The organism is Bacteroides faecalis, assembly GCF_003865075.1.
GTDB lineage: Bacteria > Bacteroidota > Bacteroidia > Bacteroidales > Bacteroidaceae > Bacteroides > Bacteroides faecalis.
Genome location: NZ_BHWB01000003.1, coordinates 419078 through 434634, shown reverse-complemented (window position 1 = coordinate 434634; position 15557 = coordinate 419078). Strand labels below are relative to the sequence as shown.

Annotated in this window: 17 protein-coding genes and 3 pseudogenes; 10 read left to right on the top strand and 10 right to left on the bottom strand. The window is 37.3% G+C overall.

Annotated elements, in window-relative coordinates; translation table 11 throughout:
• The first annotated feature begins 24 nt into the window (after window positions 1-24).
• A pseudogene (locus tag EJF25_RS07385) lies at window positions 25-798 on the top strand (Dyp-type peroxidase).
• 164 nt (window positions 799-962) lie between these two features.
• Here the strand turns inward: EJF25_RS07385 and EJF25_RS07380 are convergent.
• Together EJF25_RS07380 and EJF25_RS07375 are read right to left on the bottom strand one after the other, a co-directional pair.
• Window positions 963-1169: a hypothetical protein gene (locus EJF25_RS07380; RefSeq protein WP_125040707.1), complete on the bottom strand. Its 207-nt coding sequence runs from the start codon at window positions 1167-1169 to the stop codon at window positions 963-965.
• Between the two features lie 140 nt (window positions 1170-1309).
• A pseudogene (locus EJF25_RS07375) lies at window positions 1310-1928 on the bottom strand (IS4 family transposase); the annotation flags it as partial.
• A 3-nt stretch (window positions 1929-1931) separates the two neighbouring features.
• Here EJF25_RS07375 and EJF25_RS07370 point away from each other — a divergent pair.
• The 3 genes from EJF25_RS07370 (at window position 1932) to EJF25_RS07365 (ending at window position 2944) form a co-directional block, all read left to right on the top strand.
• Window positions 1932-2372 carry a hypothetical protein gene (locus EJF25_RS07370; protein ID WP_125040706.1) on the top strand — a complete coding sequence of 147 codons (441 nt, stop codon included), beginning with the start codon at window positions 1932-1934 and terminating at the stop codon, window positions 2370-2372.
• Between the two features lie 95 nt (window positions 2373-2467).
• Window positions 2468-2596, top strand: coding sequence for a hypothetical protein (locus EJF25_RS26110; RefSeq protein WP_262707193.1), 129 nt, complete (start codon window positions 2468-2470; stop codon window positions 2594-2596).
• A 27-nt stretch (window positions 2597-2623) separates the two neighbouring features.
• Entirely contained in the window at window positions 2624-2944 is a 321-nt protein-coding gene (locus EJF25_RS07365; protein WP_235016746.1) for a hypothetical protein, read from the top strand.
• A gap of 135 nt (window positions 2945-3079) precedes the next feature.
• On the opposite strand, the gene EJF25_RS07360 is transcribed toward EJF25_RS07365, so the two are convergent.
• A complete protein-coding gene (locus tag EJF25_RS07360; protein ID WP_125040705.1) occupies window positions 3080-3307 on the bottom strand; it encodes a hypothetical protein in 228 nt (75 codons plus the stop codon).
• Between the two features lie 164 nt (window positions 3308-3471).
• Between EJF25_RS07360 and EJF25_RS07355 the strand changes: the two genes are divergently transcribed.
• The 3 genes from EJF25_RS07355 to EJF25_RS07345 all read left to right on the top strand — a co-directional run bounded on the left by EJF25_RS07355 (window position 3472) and on the right by EJF25_RS07345 (window position 4784).
• On the top strand, window positions 3472-3792 hold the full coding sequence (locus EJF25_RS07355; RefSeq protein WP_125040704.1) for a hypothetical protein: 321 nt from the start codon (window positions 3472-3474) through the stop codon (window positions 3790-3792).
• A gap of 4 nt (window positions 3793-3796) precedes the next feature.
• On the top strand, window positions 3797-4216 hold the full coding sequence (locus EJF25_RS07350; RefSeq protein ID WP_125040703.1) for an ASCH domain-containing protein: 420 nt from the start codon (window positions 3797-3799) through the stop codon (window positions 4214-4216).
• A 121-nt stretch (window positions 4217-4337) separates the two neighbouring features.
• Window positions 4338-4784 carry a hypothetical protein gene (locus tag EJF25_RS07345; RefSeq protein WP_125040702.1) on the top strand — a complete coding sequence of 149 codons (447 nt, stop codon included), beginning with the start codon at window positions 4338-4340 and terminating at the stop codon, window positions 4782-4784.
• Here the strand turns inward: EJF25_RS07345 and EJF25_RS25535 are convergent.
• From EJF25_RS25535 to EJF25_RS07310, 7 genes and pseudogenes are all read right to left on the bottom strand, one after another.
• Window positions 4735-5103: pseudogene (locus EJF25_RS25535) on the bottom strand (Arm DNA-binding domain-containing protein); the annotation flags it as partial. The gene EJF25_RS07345 and the pseudogene EJF25_RS25535 sit on opposite strands and share 50 nt — an antisense overlap.
• Before the next feature lie 372 nt (window positions 5104-5475).
• Window positions 5476-6174 carry a LytR/AlgR family response regulator transcription factor gene (locus EJF25_RS07335; protein ID WP_125040701.1) on the bottom strand — a complete coding sequence of 233 codons (699 nt, stop codon included), beginning with the start codon at window positions 6172-6174 and terminating at the stop codon, window positions 5476-5478.
• Window positions 6175-6187: 13 nt separating this feature from the next.
• On the bottom strand, window positions 6188-7249 hold the full coding sequence (locus tag EJF25_RS07330) for a sensor histidine kinase (protein WP_125040700.1): 1062 nt from the start codon (window positions 7247-7249) through the stop codon (window positions 6188-6190).
• Between the two features lie 18 nt (window positions 7250-7267).
• Window positions 7268-8488, bottom strand: coding sequence for an ABC transporter permease (locus EJF25_RS07325; protein WP_125040699.1), 1221 nt, complete (start codon window positions 8486-8488; stop codon window positions 7268-7270).
• Between the two features lie 12 nt (window positions 8489-8500).
• Window positions 8501-9244: an ABC transporter ATP-binding protein gene (locus EJF25_RS07320; RefSeq protein ID WP_125040698.1), complete on the bottom strand. Its 744-nt coding sequence runs from the start codon at window positions 9242-9244 to the stop codon at window positions 8501-8503.
• A gap of 147 nt (window positions 9245-9391) precedes the next feature.
• The gene (locus tag EJF25_RS07315) at window positions 9392-10615 is read right to left on the bottom strand and encodes an efflux RND transporter periplasmic adaptor subunit (protein WP_125040697.1); all 1224 of its coding nucleotides are present in this window, start codon (window positions 10613-10615) and stop codon (window positions 9392-9394) included.
• A gap of 23 nt (window positions 10616-10638) precedes the next feature.
• A complete protein-coding gene (locus tag EJF25_RS07310; RefSeq protein WP_125040696.1) occupies window positions 10639-12030 on the bottom strand; it encodes a TolC family protein in 1392 nt (463 codons plus the stop codon).
• Between the two features lie 225 nt (window positions 12031-12255).
• Between EJF25_RS07310 and EJF25_RS07305 the strand changes: the two genes are divergently transcribed.
• Genes EJF25_RS07305 through cydB form a run of 3 tightly spaced genes read left to right on the top strand, consistent with a single transcriptional unit; the run spans window position 12256 to window position 15237 of the window.
• Window positions 12256-12492: a DUF4492 domain-containing protein gene (locus tag EJF25_RS07305; protein ID WP_125040695.1), complete on the top strand. Its 237-nt coding sequence runs from the start codon at window positions 12256-12258 to the stop codon at window positions 12490-12492.
• A 21-nt stretch (window positions 12493-12513) separates the two neighbouring features.
• On the top strand, window positions 12514-14070 hold the full coding sequence (locus EJF25_RS07300; RefSeq protein ID WP_125040694.1) for a cytochrome ubiquinol oxidase subunit I: 1557 nt from the start codon (window positions 12514-12516) through the stop codon (window positions 14068-14070).
• A 24-nt stretch (window positions 14071-14094) separates the two neighbouring features.
• Window positions 14095-15237, top strand: a complete 1143-nt coding sequence (gene cydB, locus EJF25_RS07295) for a cytochrome d ubiquinol oxidase subunit II (protein ID WP_125040693.1) — start codon at window positions 14095-14097, stop codon at window positions 15235-15237.
• The last annotated feature ends 320 nt before the right edge of the window (window positions 15238-15557 follow it).

Below are 15557 nucleotides of genomic sequence, written 5' to 3'. Positions count from 1 at the left end.
GAAAGTAACTAAAAATAGAATCGTATGAATCCTATTCAATGCCCGTTTGGTGGTAATTTCCCACAAGATGTTGTAAGGAAGCAGGGAGAGAATAGCATATTTATAGTTTATAAACTGAAACAATTACCAGATACTAGTGATAAGATAAAAGATGTTTGTTCCAGTTTTTCTGCATTGATTTATGCGTAATCGTTTCCCTGAAATGCAGTTTAGTTGTACTATGGGATTTGGAGCTGATGCATGGGGCTTTTTTTCCAGAATTAGGAAAACCTAAAGAATTGGTACCTTTTCCAGAAATAAAAGGAAATAAGTATACAGCAGTATCTACTTCGGGTGATTTATTATTTCATATTCGGTATCGCCGGATGGGATTGTGTTTTAAATTGCTTCTCTAATAGACGAAAAACTTAGGGGAGTAGTTGAGTCTGTTGATGAGACACATGGTTTTCGATATTTGGATGGCAAAGCCATTATTGGTTATGTAGACGGTATGGAGAATCCAGCTGTTGATGAGAATTTATATTTGTTTGCTGTGATTGGTGAAGAGGACCCAGATTTTAAAGGGGGAAGTTATGTCTTTATACAGAAATATATCCATGATATGGTAGCATGGAATACACTTTCGGTTATGCTAATACTTTCAGTACGAGGTATCAAATGTTAGAGAATATGTATATTGGTAATCCGATAGGTAATACTGATCGCTTATTAGATTTTAGAACACCAATAACTGGAACTCTCTTTTTTGTACCTTCATATGATTTACTCGGAACACTTGGTCTTTATATCAAAAAGTAATTGTTTATCTTATATTATGTCGTACATATTTAACTATTTAACATACTTGGAAATTATAATAGGTATTGATTAATATTTTTATTATACAGAAATAAAATGAAACTATTTAATTTATAAATATTTGACTCAAATATAATAAAAAGGATATATAATGTGAAAAAACATTATTTTTCCTCTTCTATTTGGTACTTTTCTTCTACTTTTCTACAAGTGCATACATAATAATTGGGATTATTTAATGCATCTTGTAAGGAATTTGGTAGAATAATCTCTTTCGTATATCGATTTATTGCTACCAGAGCATATATTATGCTTTCCTCTTTGCATTTTTCTATCAATGCTTTTTTAAGTTCTTCTACGTTGTATTCCATTCTTGAGACTTTTCAGTGCAAAAGTACAAAAACAACTTGTATAAATAGAGGAGATTAGTCTGTTTATATATGATCACTTTCTTTTATCTCGATTTTTTTAAGATCGAGATCACTAGTGTCCCATTAAAATTGGGGACGAATTAAAAATTAAATAAACTTGACCCATTTGCTCCGAATCGTTCTTTGTCATTTTGAAATTTAGTTTTATCAAATAGGTCTCTTAGATGAGTCTTATCTGTTAATGAGATGCTCAATATTTGCAGTACTTCATATGTACTTCTGTTCAGTTGCATATCGTGTTGAATGATTGCCACCAAAGAGTAAGCGCATATTGCAGCATATATCTGTATTCGAACAGCATTCTTTGTAGTTCCCTAAATTTTTTTGATTTTAAGGTGCTGCTTGAGCCTTTTGAAAAAACAGCTCTACCTGCCAGCGATTTTTATAAAGTTCAGCAACTTGAAACGCAGATATATGCATCGCATTGGTTATGAATGTAAATTCTCGTTCTTTTTCTTCATCCCAATATTTAACCAGTCTAAGTGGCTCCAGATAATATTGTTTAGGATAGAATCCGGTCAGAAGTACACTCGCCTCTGACAGCACATTCTTAGGCAGTCTACGTTTCCATTTGATGGATTTGTATTGGAGGCTCTTTTGGGCTCTGACAACGAAATAGGCAATCTTATACAGCATCTTGAAGTTGTTATAACCGCGGTCGAAGATATAATAAGAATCTGGTTCATAAGGAATTTCAATCATGTGTTTAAAGGAGTATGTTGGTATGCGGAAGATGATGAGCGTACTCAAAAAATGCTTGAGGATGGAGAAGTTTACCGCTGTATCACTTTTGGGGACTATTATAACCCCGAAGTAAAGGTTAAGTTTTATTATATCAGAAAAGAATTAGCTTCCAGTAATTGTGCTCTTGCAAATCCTAAAGATATAGAAAGGGAAAAGATAAACGAAAAGTTGAAGAAAGCTAAGGATAAGGTAATCGAGAAGAGCTCTGAAACTATGAGAAAATGGGCACAGGAAAAGCCCTATTATAAGCGCAATAAAGAGTTATCTGTTGACGAACAAACTGTGTTCGATGTAATGATTCTCCGGAATTGTAGTAGTAAATATTTGGAAACACTAAAACTTTCTACTTATAAGAAAGAGTCTGATTTCGTTAAAATATGTGAAGAACAACCGAGCTGATCGTAATCAATGGTATCGTGCTTTTATCGCTAACAATCTTTCGAGCAATGATGTGATGTTCTATCCCTATATGCAAAAATGCCAAAACATTCTCTTTGCAGAACAATATCCTGAATGACTACGCTGAACTTGGTAAGCAGCTTGCTACTTCTTTCGACAAGAAACAAAAGAAACTTAATGAGAGATTGAAAGACCTTGAGAATGATAATACAGAGGAAGCCTAACGGTTTCCTCTCTTTATTGATATATTTATGAGAACTTGGACTAATGAACAACTCGCTATACTTGATAGCGAGTATCCAACTGCTGATTTGCAAGAGCTTGCCAGACGCCTTGGTAAAACGCCTACTGCTGTAAAAGCAAAGGCTTTGATTCGAAAGCTTAAGCGCTCTCCAAAAACTGGATTTTGGAATAGTGAGAGGGTTGAAAGATTGAAAGAGTTGTATCCCAATCATACTAATGAGGAAATAGCACAGATATTAGGTACAACTTATTCTGCCGTAAATGGAATAGCGTTCAAATTACGACTCTTTAAATCTAAAGAGTTTTTCCAAAAGGACATCAACCAATGAATAAGGGACGTAAGCAAACAGAATATATGTCTGATGCTCAGATTGAAAAATGATTTTGTTCTTGTATTTGAGAAAATGAAAGATGGTGAGGTGAAAACCATTGAATTTGAAGTGAAGTAAAAATAAATAAAAACGCTAGATATTATGGATGTATGCTGCACATTGAGCACATATTCCATGTTCATTAACAGGCAATGGTTTGAATAACTTTCTAATATTTTGAGCCAATACCCCAGGATAGATATTTTCAGGCATTTCAGGCTTATATCCTATTTCTTGGCATATAACACACTGATTCAGCCAATTCTTAGCTTGAGGGTATTGCTTTATATAAAGCTCTTTTTGTTTTAGATAATCAGCCATAACGCAATTTGATATTTAATATACAAATGTATAAGAAAGCAATGAATCAACCAAATATCTCCGCCTTTTAAATACTGGCTAAGAGTCCACGAATTCCGCCTTAGTCAGTTTGGCACCGATGAGAAATGGAATCCGATAAAAGTAAAATCTAAAAAATCAAAGAAATGAGCAAAAACAATTACCGTTATGTAGCTTATGATGCTGCAAACGGAGAGTACGAAGAGTTTGAAACGCTGAAAGAGGCAGAAGATTGGCTGAAGGAAGGTGATGGAGAAGGAATCTTCGATGAAGCCTGTTGCGGTCAAAACTATATTGCAGAAATCCAATACCGTTCTGTTGTTACCAAGACGGATGAAAAAGAAAACTATCATGTACATACAGACAAATGCCCAGAAGATTGCGATGAAGAAGAATGGCCGTATTCAGATGATTTTGATTGGATAGGACATCACTCGTATGAGAAAATAGACTGGGGAAAGAATTAAATAAATGAAAGCAATCACCGTAAAACAGCCGTGGGCATCCTTAATCGTCCATGGTATCAAAGACATCGAGAACCGTACTTGGGCGTGTCCAGAGAAATACATAGGGCATAGAGTGTTAATCCATGCAAGTGGAAAACCTGTAGAAATGAGAAATCCCCATAGTGTATTTACAAAAGCTCAATGGGATAGTCTGCCTGTTGAGTTTCAACAAAAAATAATATGTGTAGAGGATATTGTCAATTCTGCTATCATTGGAAGTGTAGAAATAATTGGATGCTCTATCAATCATCCTTCTAAATGGGCAGAGAAAACAGATGATAGTAAAGGCTATTATGAAAATCCTATTTATAACTGGATATTAGCTAATCCTATATTATTTCCAGAATCGATACCGGCTAAAGGGAAATTGTATGGGGCCGGATGATTGTATGTCTCAAGATTTTTTCAATCTCTGAATGAAAGAGGGGCCATATCCGGTAGTGTTTATGTATGTGGATGGGGGTGGACACTAGCTGGATGGTCAGCTAGTGGTTGTGGTTCAGGTTGTGGTAGTAGCTCTAGTTGTCTTTGTGGCTGTTGTAACTATAATCTCTGTAGTTGCATTAATTCCGGCTGTGGCTCTGGATCTGGCTGTGGCTCTAGTTTCCGGTTCTGACAGTGGTTCCGGTTGTGGATCAAGTGATAGTCATACTTGCGCATGTAGTTGTTATTACTGTGGTGCTTATGGTTGTGGTGCAGGCAGTGGTTGCGGTTGTGATGAATTAAAAAATCCTATTGAATTAATGGATTCTAGTAAATTCGTAGGATTTTGTACTGGTGTTCAATGTTGGGATCTTTGTAAAGAAATTCTTGATAAATACGGCATTTCTAGCTATGGTGGTCGCACTGCGGTATTTCGATTAGTGGAAGAAGTGAGTGGAAGTCTTGCTAATTGGGGGGATAGTCAAAACTATCAAAATGCGATAAATTCTTTTCTCCGTTTAACGGGTTAGTTATCATTCTGACTAATTGCGTACAAGTGAGCGAATCAGGGTATTCCAGTTCCATGTATCGCTTGAAATAAAGGTTGTATAGCTGCTGTAATTTTGTATTGAGAAAATCCTTGTCTGGACGGTGCACTATTTTTCCGTTCTTAAACTCGTTCTCCCTTACCACTATATCCGTGGTGATGAATCTTGTTTCGGAGTTGTGCGCGATTCGAATTCTTATTTTGTGTGTCCCGTCTGACAACTTCTTTGCTGGAACTATTACCAATGTTAATGTAGCCATAATTTGTGTTTTTTTTAAGATGAAAATGGCGTTTTCGACCATTATTTTAAAAACATCCTATTGTAATTTACTTATAATCAGATTTTAATCCGGGAATTTTCCGACCATAATCCGACCATTTTATAGCGTCAAAAGTGACATTTTTGCTCTCTAATATAGACTACTAATTGACATTAAAAAAGTTCGATTTTGCTTTTTAATTCACTGAATATCAATAAAATAAAAATCGGAAGCCATGCTCTCTTGCAGGCTTCCGATTCAACACAAAAACTAAACTAGACTTAACTAAACTATTCTATTCTTGGAATTTCACAATCCCTTTCTGTTCAATGCAAAGATATAGATAAAACCCGGTCTACCAAAGCATAATCGACAAAATTCCTTTTTTTACCGATAAATATGCAAACATTAGCTTTAGCTTCTTTCATCAAGAAAAACTTGAAAGGCTTGTTTATAGCTATCACTAATGGGGATATAGGTCTTATCGAAAACAATCCGTCCACGATCAATTATCCTGATTTTATCCTTTTGGACAATATATGAACGATGAACGCGTATGAAGCGACTAGAAGGTAATAGCTCTTCCATAGCTTTCATACTCATTAATGACAATATAGGTTTTGGGGCATCTTCCGTATATATTTTAATGTAATCTTTTAAGCCTTCAATATATAGGATTTTCTTCAAATCTATTTGTACAAGTTTATAATCGCTTTTTACAAAGATACTATCCTTTTCTTCTGGTTTCTGAGTCAATTCAAACCATTGGAGTGCTTTGTTGGCTGCTTGTAAGAAATCAACATACGAAATAGGTTTTAGTAAATAGTCGAGTGCATTTACGCGGTAACCATCAATGGCATATTGTCCAAAAGCAGTTGTAAATACAATACGAGTACGTGCATTAACCATTTTAGAGAATTCTAATCCATTTAGCTCCGGCATTTGGATATCCAGAAAAAGAAGATCTACTTCTTGATCCGGTAACTCTTTCATTGCCTGTACTGCACTGGAATACTGCCCAATAAGTTGGAGAAATGGAGTCTTGTTTACATAACTCTCCAGTAGGCCGAGCGCTAAAGGCTCATCATCAACGATAGCACAACGTAACACCATAATACTTTGATATTTAATACTTAATACTTAACCTTAATTTTGATTCATATACCTTACCGTCTTCAGAGATCTCTTTTGACCATGTGTAAGTTCCGGGATAAAGTATCTCCAGACGTCGGCTTACCTGTTCTAATCCCACGCCGGAGCCACTCTTATCCATCATGTTTTTAGGATGATTACTATTCCGGATATTACATATTACTTCTTTATCATTTTCAGCAAGGCAGATGTTGATAAAGCTAGGTTCAGTAGGAGATATGCCATGTTTGAACGCATTCTCGATTAGAGATATGAAAATGAGTGGGGCAATAGGTGTCTGACTATCCGGCTGAATATCGAATTGAGTTGTCATTTGTACATTAGATGATAATCGGATACGCATCAGTTCAATATAATTGCGTATGAAATCCACCTCCTTACACAGTGGGACATAAGTCTGCTGATTATCGTATAAAACATATCGAAGCAATTTACTTAACTCCTGTACAGCTTGTTGTGCCTTATCTGTATTAAATGTGATTAAAGCATATATATTGTTCAAGGTATTCAACAAGAAGTGAGGGTTTAATTGATTACGTAGATTTTTCAGTTCCGCTTCTGCACGACTACGTTCCGCTTCCTTACGAGCAGCTTCAGCTTTACTCCATCGTGCACTCATACGAATCGCAGCACTCAGACCAATCGTAAAAACCAGACTTAACATGTCTCTAACGAAAAATAACCACCCCGGAGGCATATTCGGTCGTTTAGGTTTGGGAGCTAATGATGGATCGAATGTTAAACTTTGCCAGAAATGCAATAATACTCCAATAGCACAGAGCAGGAGAATATTATATGTAATATATCTCTTAGTCTGGTTTTGGAAAAGATATTTTGGAACCAGAAGGAAATAGTTGATATAAAACACAATCATAAAAGAGAGTGGGACAGCAGCATGCCGTATATAGGCCATCCAATTTATATTTCCATTTCCCCGCTCAACGAAAAAGAATGGAAATCCGAACATAATCCCCCAGCTGATAATATGTATCAGTATCTCTAGGGGACGACGTGCGGATGTAAAGGTTTGTTTCATAAAGACAAAGATAGCTTTTTATTCGTATCTGATTGCTTCAATCGGATCTAAATCTGCAGCTTTTTTTGCAGGATACCATCCGAAGAAGACTCCTGTAACAGTACAAACAGCGAAAGAAAGGAAGACACTCCATGGTTGTATAAAGATAGGCCAATGTGCCACACTCTTAACAACCCAGCTCGCCCCACAACCAATTATCACTCCAATAATACCGCCAGTGATACTGATCATAATAGCTTCGATAAGGAACTGACTAAGAATATCAACTCCACGTGCACCGACAGACATACGTAAACCAATTTCACGAGTACGTTCAGTCACAGAGACATACATGATATTCATAATTCCGATACCGCCAACTACAAGAGAAATTCCGGCAATATAAGCAAGTAAAGTTGTCATTAAATCTGTTGTAGAATTCAGCATTGTACTTAATTCTTGTTGTGTGCGGATCGTGAAGTCATCTTCATCCGAAGCTTTAAGTTTATGGTTACGGCGAAGAATCTCATTAATCTCGTTGGTTGCATAATCCGTCATATCTTCTGTGAGAGCAGAGGCATAGATACCTTGCAAATAAGTAACTGCTAACAAACGTTTCATTACTGTGGTATAAGGAGCTAATACAATATTATCCTGGTCTTGTCCCATAGAGTTGTATCCTTTAGCCTTGAGTACTCCTACAACGCGGAATGGTATTTTGTTAAAACGGATAATTTTACCGATAGGATCACTGCCACCCGGGAAAAGATTATCCACGATTGTTTTACCAATAACGCATACTTTGGCAGAACTTTGTATATCAGCTTCCGTAAACATATCCCCATTTTCAATGCTTAATTGACGGATCTCGAGATATTCTAATCCGACACCACTAACAGAAGAAGGGTAATTGTTATTACCGGCAATGAGTTGTCCTGATGAAGAGACATTCGGACTGATAGCAGCCAGGTAATTCGTTTCATCACGCAAAGCTTCGTAATCAGTAAGTTTCAACGTTTGCATCGCTGATGGGTCTTGACGAACACCTCCGCGCCGGTCAGCTCCCGGATGAATCATAATCATGTTCGAGCCCATTTCAGAAATTTGCTTCTGGATACTTCTTTTGGATCCTTGCCCGATGGCAAGCATCGTGATAACCGAAGCGACACCGATAATGATACCTAGCATAGTAAGAAAAGCACGAAGCTTATTATTAGCTAAGGCCCGGAGAGCTATCTTAAATAAGTTGGTTCCATTCATAATTTAAATTATTTAATCTTCCTCATTTTTCGGCAATGCAGCTAAAGCTTCAGCAGCCGATAGAATATGCGAATTAATAGTATCTTCTGTGATATGACCATCACGTAAACGAATATTCCGGCTACTATATTGCGCAATTTCGGGATTGTGCGTTACGAATATGATAGTACGTCCTTCCGCATGAAGTTTTTGGAACAAAACAAGTATCTCAAATGAGGTACGTGTATCGAGGTTACCTGTAGCTTCATCGGCAAGGATAACTGCAGGATTGTTTACCAAAGCACGCGCAATGGCTACACGTTGCATCTGTCCACCGGACATTTGATTGGATTTATGTTCCAATCGATCACCCAGCCCTACAGCCTGTAAAGCTTCGATTGCACGCTGCCGACGTTCTGTTGCACTAACTGAAGAGTTATACATGAGTGGCAACTCTACATTTTCTACAGCTGTTGTTTTAGGCAACAGGTTATAGCTTTGGAATACAAAACCGATTTTACGGTTTCTCAGCACAGCACGTTGAGGCTTACTCATTGTACGGACAGAAATTCCATCGAGCAGATATTCTCCGTTACTAGGAGTATCTAGACAACCCAATGTATTGAGCAACGTAGATTTACCAGAACCGGAAGTACCCATGATAGTGACAAACTCACCTTCACAAATAGTGAACGAAACGCCTCGTAACGCATGGACAGTTTCTTCTCCTACCTGAAAGTCTCGTTTGATATTTTGAAGTTCGATTACTTTTTTCATATTAGCCTCGCCCCAACCCTTTCTAAAGGAAAGGGAATAGGGGGTACTTTTTTGATTAATAATTAGTCTCTAAATACTCTGTATATAGTCGAATCCGATCTTCTCAGTTCTTCAATTCTTAATAGAGAGCTGAGGAAAAGTTTCTTTTTACTTTTTCTTCTTACTTCCCGGACGGCTAGGCATGAAAGGACTTTTCTCAGTATCTCCCTGATTGGTTTCAGCTGTAGCAGCTTCTCCAGGCATAGCACCGATAGTAGCTTCTGTCACAACATTAGTACCTTCAGCAACTCCACTGATGATTTCTGTTGAGATTCCATTACTGATTCCTATTTCTACTGGATGGGCAGTAAAAGTGTTTCCTTCACGAGTCCACAATTTATGTTCGCCTTCACAGTCTTTTACGATATCATTCTTGCCAATTAGCGGTTCTTCCGGAGTGAAACGTAAAGCTCTGTTGGGAACTGATAATACATTTTTCTTATCTAGAATATAGATGGTAACATTGGCAGTCAAACGAGGTTTCAATTTCAAATCAGGATTAGGAGCCGAAATTACTACTTCATAGGTAACAACAGTACTACTGCTAGAACTAGTGCTGCTATTAGAACTGCTTGCATCACCTAAACGTATCTGTGTTACTACTCCATTAAACGTATCATTCGGATAAGCATCTACAGTAAAGCTGGCGCGCTGACCTTCTTCAATACCACCTATGTCAGCCTCGTCAATGTCGGCCACAACCTGCATTTGTGTCAAATCGGCTGCAATGGTAAAGAGGGTAGGAGTTTCAAATCCGGAAGCTACAGTTTGTCCTTCTTCTACGTCACGGCTAATAACTACGCCATCAATTGGTGAAGTAATGGTTGCATAGGACAAATTACGTTCAGCTTTTGCTAATGAAGCTTTGCTACTATCATAAGAACTTTTAGCTTTTTGAAAATTGTACAATGCTTGTTCAAATTCAGTATCACTAATTAATGATTTATCATGTAATCCCTTACTACGTTCATAATTTTTCTGTTGATATTCATATTCTGCTTTTGCACCATCATAAGTAGCTTTTTGAGAGGCAAGTTCACTTTGCAGAGTAATACGGTCCATTTCTGCAATTAACTGTCCTTTGGTTACTACTGAATTATAATCTACATAAATTTTATCGATGATACCAGATACTTGCGTACCGACTTCTACTTCTGTCACCGGTTCAATAGTGCCTGTAGCAGTCACTGAATTGGAGATGTCGCCTTTGCTGACATTAGCAGTTGCATAAGTGACTTTGTGTTTGGCAGGAGAACCAGTAAAGAACCAGATTCCTCCACCCACTACCACGACGACTGCCACAGCGATTAGGATAATCTTTTTTGTTTTCATTCTTTTTCTATGTTTTTACTTATTTATAATGCTAATTTATCTCCCTGATAGAATTTCAGCAATTGTGCATTTAATATAGCCATATATTTAGCCTGAAGTTGTTCTTGTTGTGCTTGCAACAAATTATTCTTTTCTGTGAGGAGCTCGACGGTATTTTTCATACCCATGTCGAATTGTTCACTAATTAAATCGTAGCTGATCTGAGTACTTTTTAATTTCTCATTAGCTGCTACATAACGTTGTTGTGCACTATTTGCATCTAACCAGAGACCTTCGATAGTTTTATACAGAGCCTTTTGTTCGTCAAGTAAAGACAGCATACTTGTTTCACGTTGCAATATGGCTTTTTGTACGGCGCTCTTTGTCTGACGATTATTAAAGATAGGTACACTGACAGATAATCCGATCGAATTATTCCATCCGTTTTTCACCTGTTCGCCAAAAGTGAAGTCACTACCACTTGTATGATTCGTTCCAATTCCTGCACTAAGACTAATACTAGGAAGGTAACCAGCTTTAGCAATATCGATACCCAATTCAGATGCTTCTACATTAAGTTTACTAGCTTCAATTTCCGGGCGGATAGCGAGAGCATTGGCATAAACATCTTTTTTAGTCGGTAGCGGAGTGAGCACACTGTTGTCGGACAAGGAGGGGAGATAGATATTCATTTCATTCTCCCCATCCAGTTCGAGCAATTGTTTTAGTTGTAATTTGTAATCCTGTAAAGTGGCTTGCGCCGTAACGAGTTGATAACGATCTGTACTTACTTGTGCTTCCAATTGAGCAAAATCACTTTTAGCAATGCTTCCTGCATTCAGAAGTTCTTGTCCGCGGTCGCGTTGTGCAATAGAGACTTGCAATGTATTTTCATTTACTTTCACAGACTCTGCTGCATAAAGAATTTGTATATAAGTCTGTGCAATAGATTCCTGAATACTGTTTTCCGAAGTTGCTACTTCAAGTCCGGCTACCTGATTATTCAGTTTTTCCTGTTTAATGGTATTAAGTCGTTTATTACCATTGTATACAGTCCAAGAAGCGTTCAAACCATAGTTACCATTATAACTGGTTTTGCTTGTACTTCTGATGATCTCGCTTCCACTAACTGTGTTACTTGTTTCCTGATATGGACGATTTACCATATTTTGACCAGTAGAAAACGACAGGCTGGGAAACAAAGCAGCTTTCGCCGTCTTGACATCAATCTGTGTACTTTCCGCATTAACCCGATTCTTACGAATAGTAATATTCTGCTGCAAGGCATAATCGATACACGATTGCAAATCCCATTGAGCTGGAATTGCCACTTCGTTTTGGGTATCAGCTTGCACAGAAGAATTCTGGGCGGATATGCCTGTCAGTATACCCGTTCCCAGAACTGCTATCACTGCCAATCTTTTTACGTTTATCATATTTTACTGCTATTGATTTTACTGATGCGAAGGTACGTACATCTAATATTAGGTACAAAAACGATAGACAAATGTCGATATTTCCCCGTTAAATGATTTTTTTGTGTCGATAGGAAGGTATTATAGGGAAAAAGTGTATAAATCACTCAACATTTTGGTCCACTTATTTGTTTTAATTATAAAAATTGTATATTTGTACTAATTACAAATCCTAAGTATCCGATTATGAAGAATGCACTACTTGGAGTCTGGAACTTTTATCTTGATGGTTTCCGTAGTATGACCTTAGGTCGTACACTTTGGCTTATTATTCTGGTGAAACTATTTGTTATGTTCTTTATACTTAAATTCTTCTTTTTCCCTGATTTCCTAGGTGATCATCCTACGGATGCAGATAAAGCTGATTATGTGGGAAATGAATTAATACAACGTGCACTTCCAGAGAAAACTACTGATTATTAAATTTAAAAATCCGATAAGATTATGATTGAAAGTATTGACACCTCGCTGATCGATTGGTCGAGAGCCCAATTTGCAATGACAGCTATGTACCATTGGATTTTCGTTCCTCTCACCCTTGGACTAGCAGTGGTGATGGGAATAATGGAGACGCTGTATTATAAGACAGGTAATGAGTTTTGGAAACGTACTGCCCAGTTCTGGATGAAACTGTTTGGTATTAATTTTGCTATTGGTGTGGCAACCGGATTAATTCTGGAATTTGAGTTTGGTACGAATTGGAGTAATTATTCTTGGTTTGTAGGGGATATTTTTGGTGCACCACTTGCTATTGAAGGTATTCTGGCATTCTTTATGGAGGCTACCTTTATTGCTGTTATGTTTTTCGGATGGGAGAAGGTTAGCAAACGTTTCCATTTAGCTTCTACTTGGCTGACTGGCTTAGGTGCTACTATTTCTGCTTGGTGGATTCTTGTTGCTAATGCTTGGATGCAACATCCGGTCGGGATGGAGTTTAATCCGGAGACTTCCCGTAATGAGATGGTTGATTTTTGGGCTGTAGCAACTTCTCCAGTGGCTGTCAATAAGTTCTTTCATACAGTGTTATCCGGCTGGGTACTAGGTGGAGTTTTTGTAGTAGGTGTCGGTTGTTGGTATTTACTTAAGAAACGTAATCGTGAATTTGCACTTGCCAGTATTAAGATTGGTGCAATCTTTGGATTAGTGGCTTCCTTGCTTTCTGCATGGACAGGTGATGGTTCCGGTTATCAAATAGCACAGACCCAACCAATGAAGTTGGCTGCTGTAGAAGGTTTGTATGAAGGAGGTAATAATGTCGGTTTGGTAGCTATTGGAGCATTAAATCCAGAGAAGAAAACATATAATGACGGGAAAGAACCTTTCCTATTCCGAATAGAAATTCCAAGTTTCCTATCATTTTTGGCTGAACGGGATGCAAATGCTTACGTTCCCGGAATAACAAATATCATTGAAGGAGGTTATCAATTAAAGGATGGTTCAACTGCGCTTTCGGCACAAGAGAAGATTGACCGTGGAAAAACAGCTATTGGTGCATTGAAAGCATTTAAAGCAGCAAAGAAGGCTGGGAATGAAAAGGAGGCAGAAGTTGCACATTCAGTATTGAAAGAGAATATGCCTTATTTTGGTTACGGATATATTAAAGATGTAAATGAGCTGGTTCCTAACGTACCTCTGAATTTCTATGCTTTTCGCGTGATGGTAATATTGGGTGGTTATTTCATACTATTCTTTATTGTTGTACTCTTCCTTGCATATAAGAAAGACCTGAGTAAAATGCGTTGGATACATTGGATTGCTATATTGACTATTCCTTTGGGATACATTGCCGGACAAGCCGGTTGGGTAGTAGCCGAATGCGGCCGTCAGCCGTGGGCTATTCGTGACTTACTTCCTACAACGGTCGCTATTTCAAAATTAGATGTAAGTTCTGTGCAGATTACATTCTTTATTTTCTTGCTTTTATTTACAGTCATGCTGATAGCCGGTATCGGAATAATGTTGCGGGCTATTAAGAAGGGACCGGAGGGATTAAACAAATAATATGAAACTTAAAACTAATAACTCATGTATATACTTCTTCAACAATATTGGTGGCTGATTGTATCCTTGCTTGGAGCCATACTCGTATTTTTGTTATTTGTGCAAGGAGGAAATTCATTGTTGTTTTGCTTAGGTAAGACAGAAGAACATCGCAAAATGATGGTGAATTCAACAGGACGTAAATGGGAATTTACATTTACTACACTGGTTACATTCGGAGGTGCTTTTTTTGCTTCTTTCCCATTGTTCTATAGTACTAGTTTCGGAGGGGCTTATTGGCTTTGGATGATTATTTTATTTAGCTTTGTTTTGCAGGCAGTTAGCTATGAATTCCAAAGTAAAGCAGGAAATCTGTTAGGTAAAAAGACTTATCAGACTTTTCTGGTGATTAATGGAGTAGTAGGTCCGTTGCTGTTAGGTGGAGCAGTTGCTACCTTCTTTACCGGTTCGGATTTTTATGTAAATAAATCAAATATTACAGATACGATTATGCCGGTTATCAGCCACTGGGGAAATGGTTGGCATGGATTAGATGCACTGACAAATATTTGGAATGTGATTTTGGGATTGGCTGTGTTCTTTTTAGCACGTGTATTAGGAGCTCTGTATTTTATTAATAATATTAGCGATAAAGAATTAAACACAAAGTGTCGCCGGGCAGTATTGAATAATACAATATTGTTTCTAGTATTTTTCTTAGCATTTGTAATTCGTACATTAGTATCCGATGGATTTGCTGTAAATCCTGATACACAAGAGATTTATATGCAGCCATTTAAGTATTTTACTAACTTCATGGAGATGCCTATTGTATTGGGACTGTTTCTAGTTGGAGTTATATTAGTACTTTTTGGAATAGGAAAGACTGTTCTTAAAAAGACTTTTGACAAAGGTATTTGGTTTACAGGAATTGGATCTGTATTGACTGTATTGGCTTTGCTATTAGTAGCAGGATATAATAATACAGCCTATTACCCATCTACTACGGATCTGCAAAGTTCTTTGACGTTAGCCAATAGTTGTTCCAGTATGTATACGTTGGAAACAATGGCATGGGTTTCTATTCTTGTTCCATTTGTGATTGCATATATTTTCTATGCATGGCGGAGTATTGACAACAAGAAGATCACAGAGAAAGAAATGGATGAAGGTGGACATGCCTATTAAAATAGAGATTCTTTAAAATAGGATTTTATATTTGAGATTTTAAAATAAAAAGGCCTCTTCCTATTATACATTCTTCAAGCATGGAGTAGAGTAAAATAGGAGGAGGTTTTTCTTATGCGACTGAATAAGTCGTGTTTTGAATTCTCTTAGCGGTCAGCAAATATGCTGAAAGTATAATGATAGCTATCGGAATAAACAAAACTATGAGCCATAAACTTGACATAGAAATATCACGCAATCATTTCGTGTATTGGGCTAAGAAGAACCACATGGTTATTATATAATTGATGTTGCTAAGAATAAAATAGTTCCTCCTATAA

Coding starts and splice junctions, on each gene's coding strand:
- EJF25_RS07380 (WP_125040707.1), bottom strand. CDS start 1,169: ATGGAATACAACGTAGAAGAACTTAAAAAAGCATTGATAGAAAAATGC.
- EJF25_RS07365 (WP_235016746.1), top strand. CDS start 2,624: ATGAGAACTTGGACTAATGAACAACTCGCTATACTTGATAGCGAGTAT.
- EJF25_RS07360 (WP_125040705.1), bottom strand. CDS start 3,307: ATGGCTGATTATCTAAAACAAAAAGAGCTTTATATAAAGCAATACCCT.
- EJF25_RS07355 (WP_125040704.1), top strand. CDS start 3,472: ATGAGCAAAAACAATTACCGTTATGTAGCTTATGATGCTGCAAACGGA.
- EJF25_RS07350 (WP_125040703.1), top strand. CDS start 3,797: ATGAAAGCAATCACCGTAAAACAGCCGTGGGCATCCTTAATCGTCCAT.
- EJF25_RS07335 (WP_125040701.1), bottom strand. CDS start 6,174: ATGGTGTTACGTTGTGCTATCGTTGATGATGAGCCTTTAGCGCTCGGC.
- EJF25_RS07330 (WP_125040700.1), bottom strand. CDS start 7,249: ATGAAACAAACCTTTACATCCGCACGTCGTCCCCTAGAGATACTGATA.
- EJF25_RS07325 (WP_125040699.1), bottom strand. CDS start 8,488: ATGAATGGAACCAACTTATTTAAGATAGCTCTCCGGGCCTTAGCTAAT.
- EJF25_RS07320 (WP_125040698.1), bottom strand. CDS start 9,244: ATGAAAAAAGTAATCGAACTTCAAAATATCAAACGAGACTTTCAGGTA.
- EJF25_RS07315 (WP_125040697.1), bottom strand. CDS start 10,615: ATGAAAACAAAAAAGATTATCCTAATCGCTGTGGCAGTCGTCGTGGTA.
- EJF25_RS07310 (WP_125040696.1), bottom strand. CDS start 12,030: ATGATAAACGTAAAAAGATTGGCAGTGATAGCAGTTCTGGGAACGGGT.
- EJF25_RS07305 (WP_125040695.1), top strand. CDS start 12,256: ATGAAGAATGCACTACTTGGAGTCTGGAACTTTTATCTTGATGGTTTC.
- EJF25_RS07300 (WP_125040694.1), top strand. CDS start 12,514: ATGATTGAAAGTATTGACACCTCGCTGATCGATTGGTCGAGAGCCCAA.
- cydB (WP_125040693.1), top strand. CDS start 14,095: ATGTATATACTTCTTCAACAATATTGGTGGCTGATTGTATCCTTGCTT.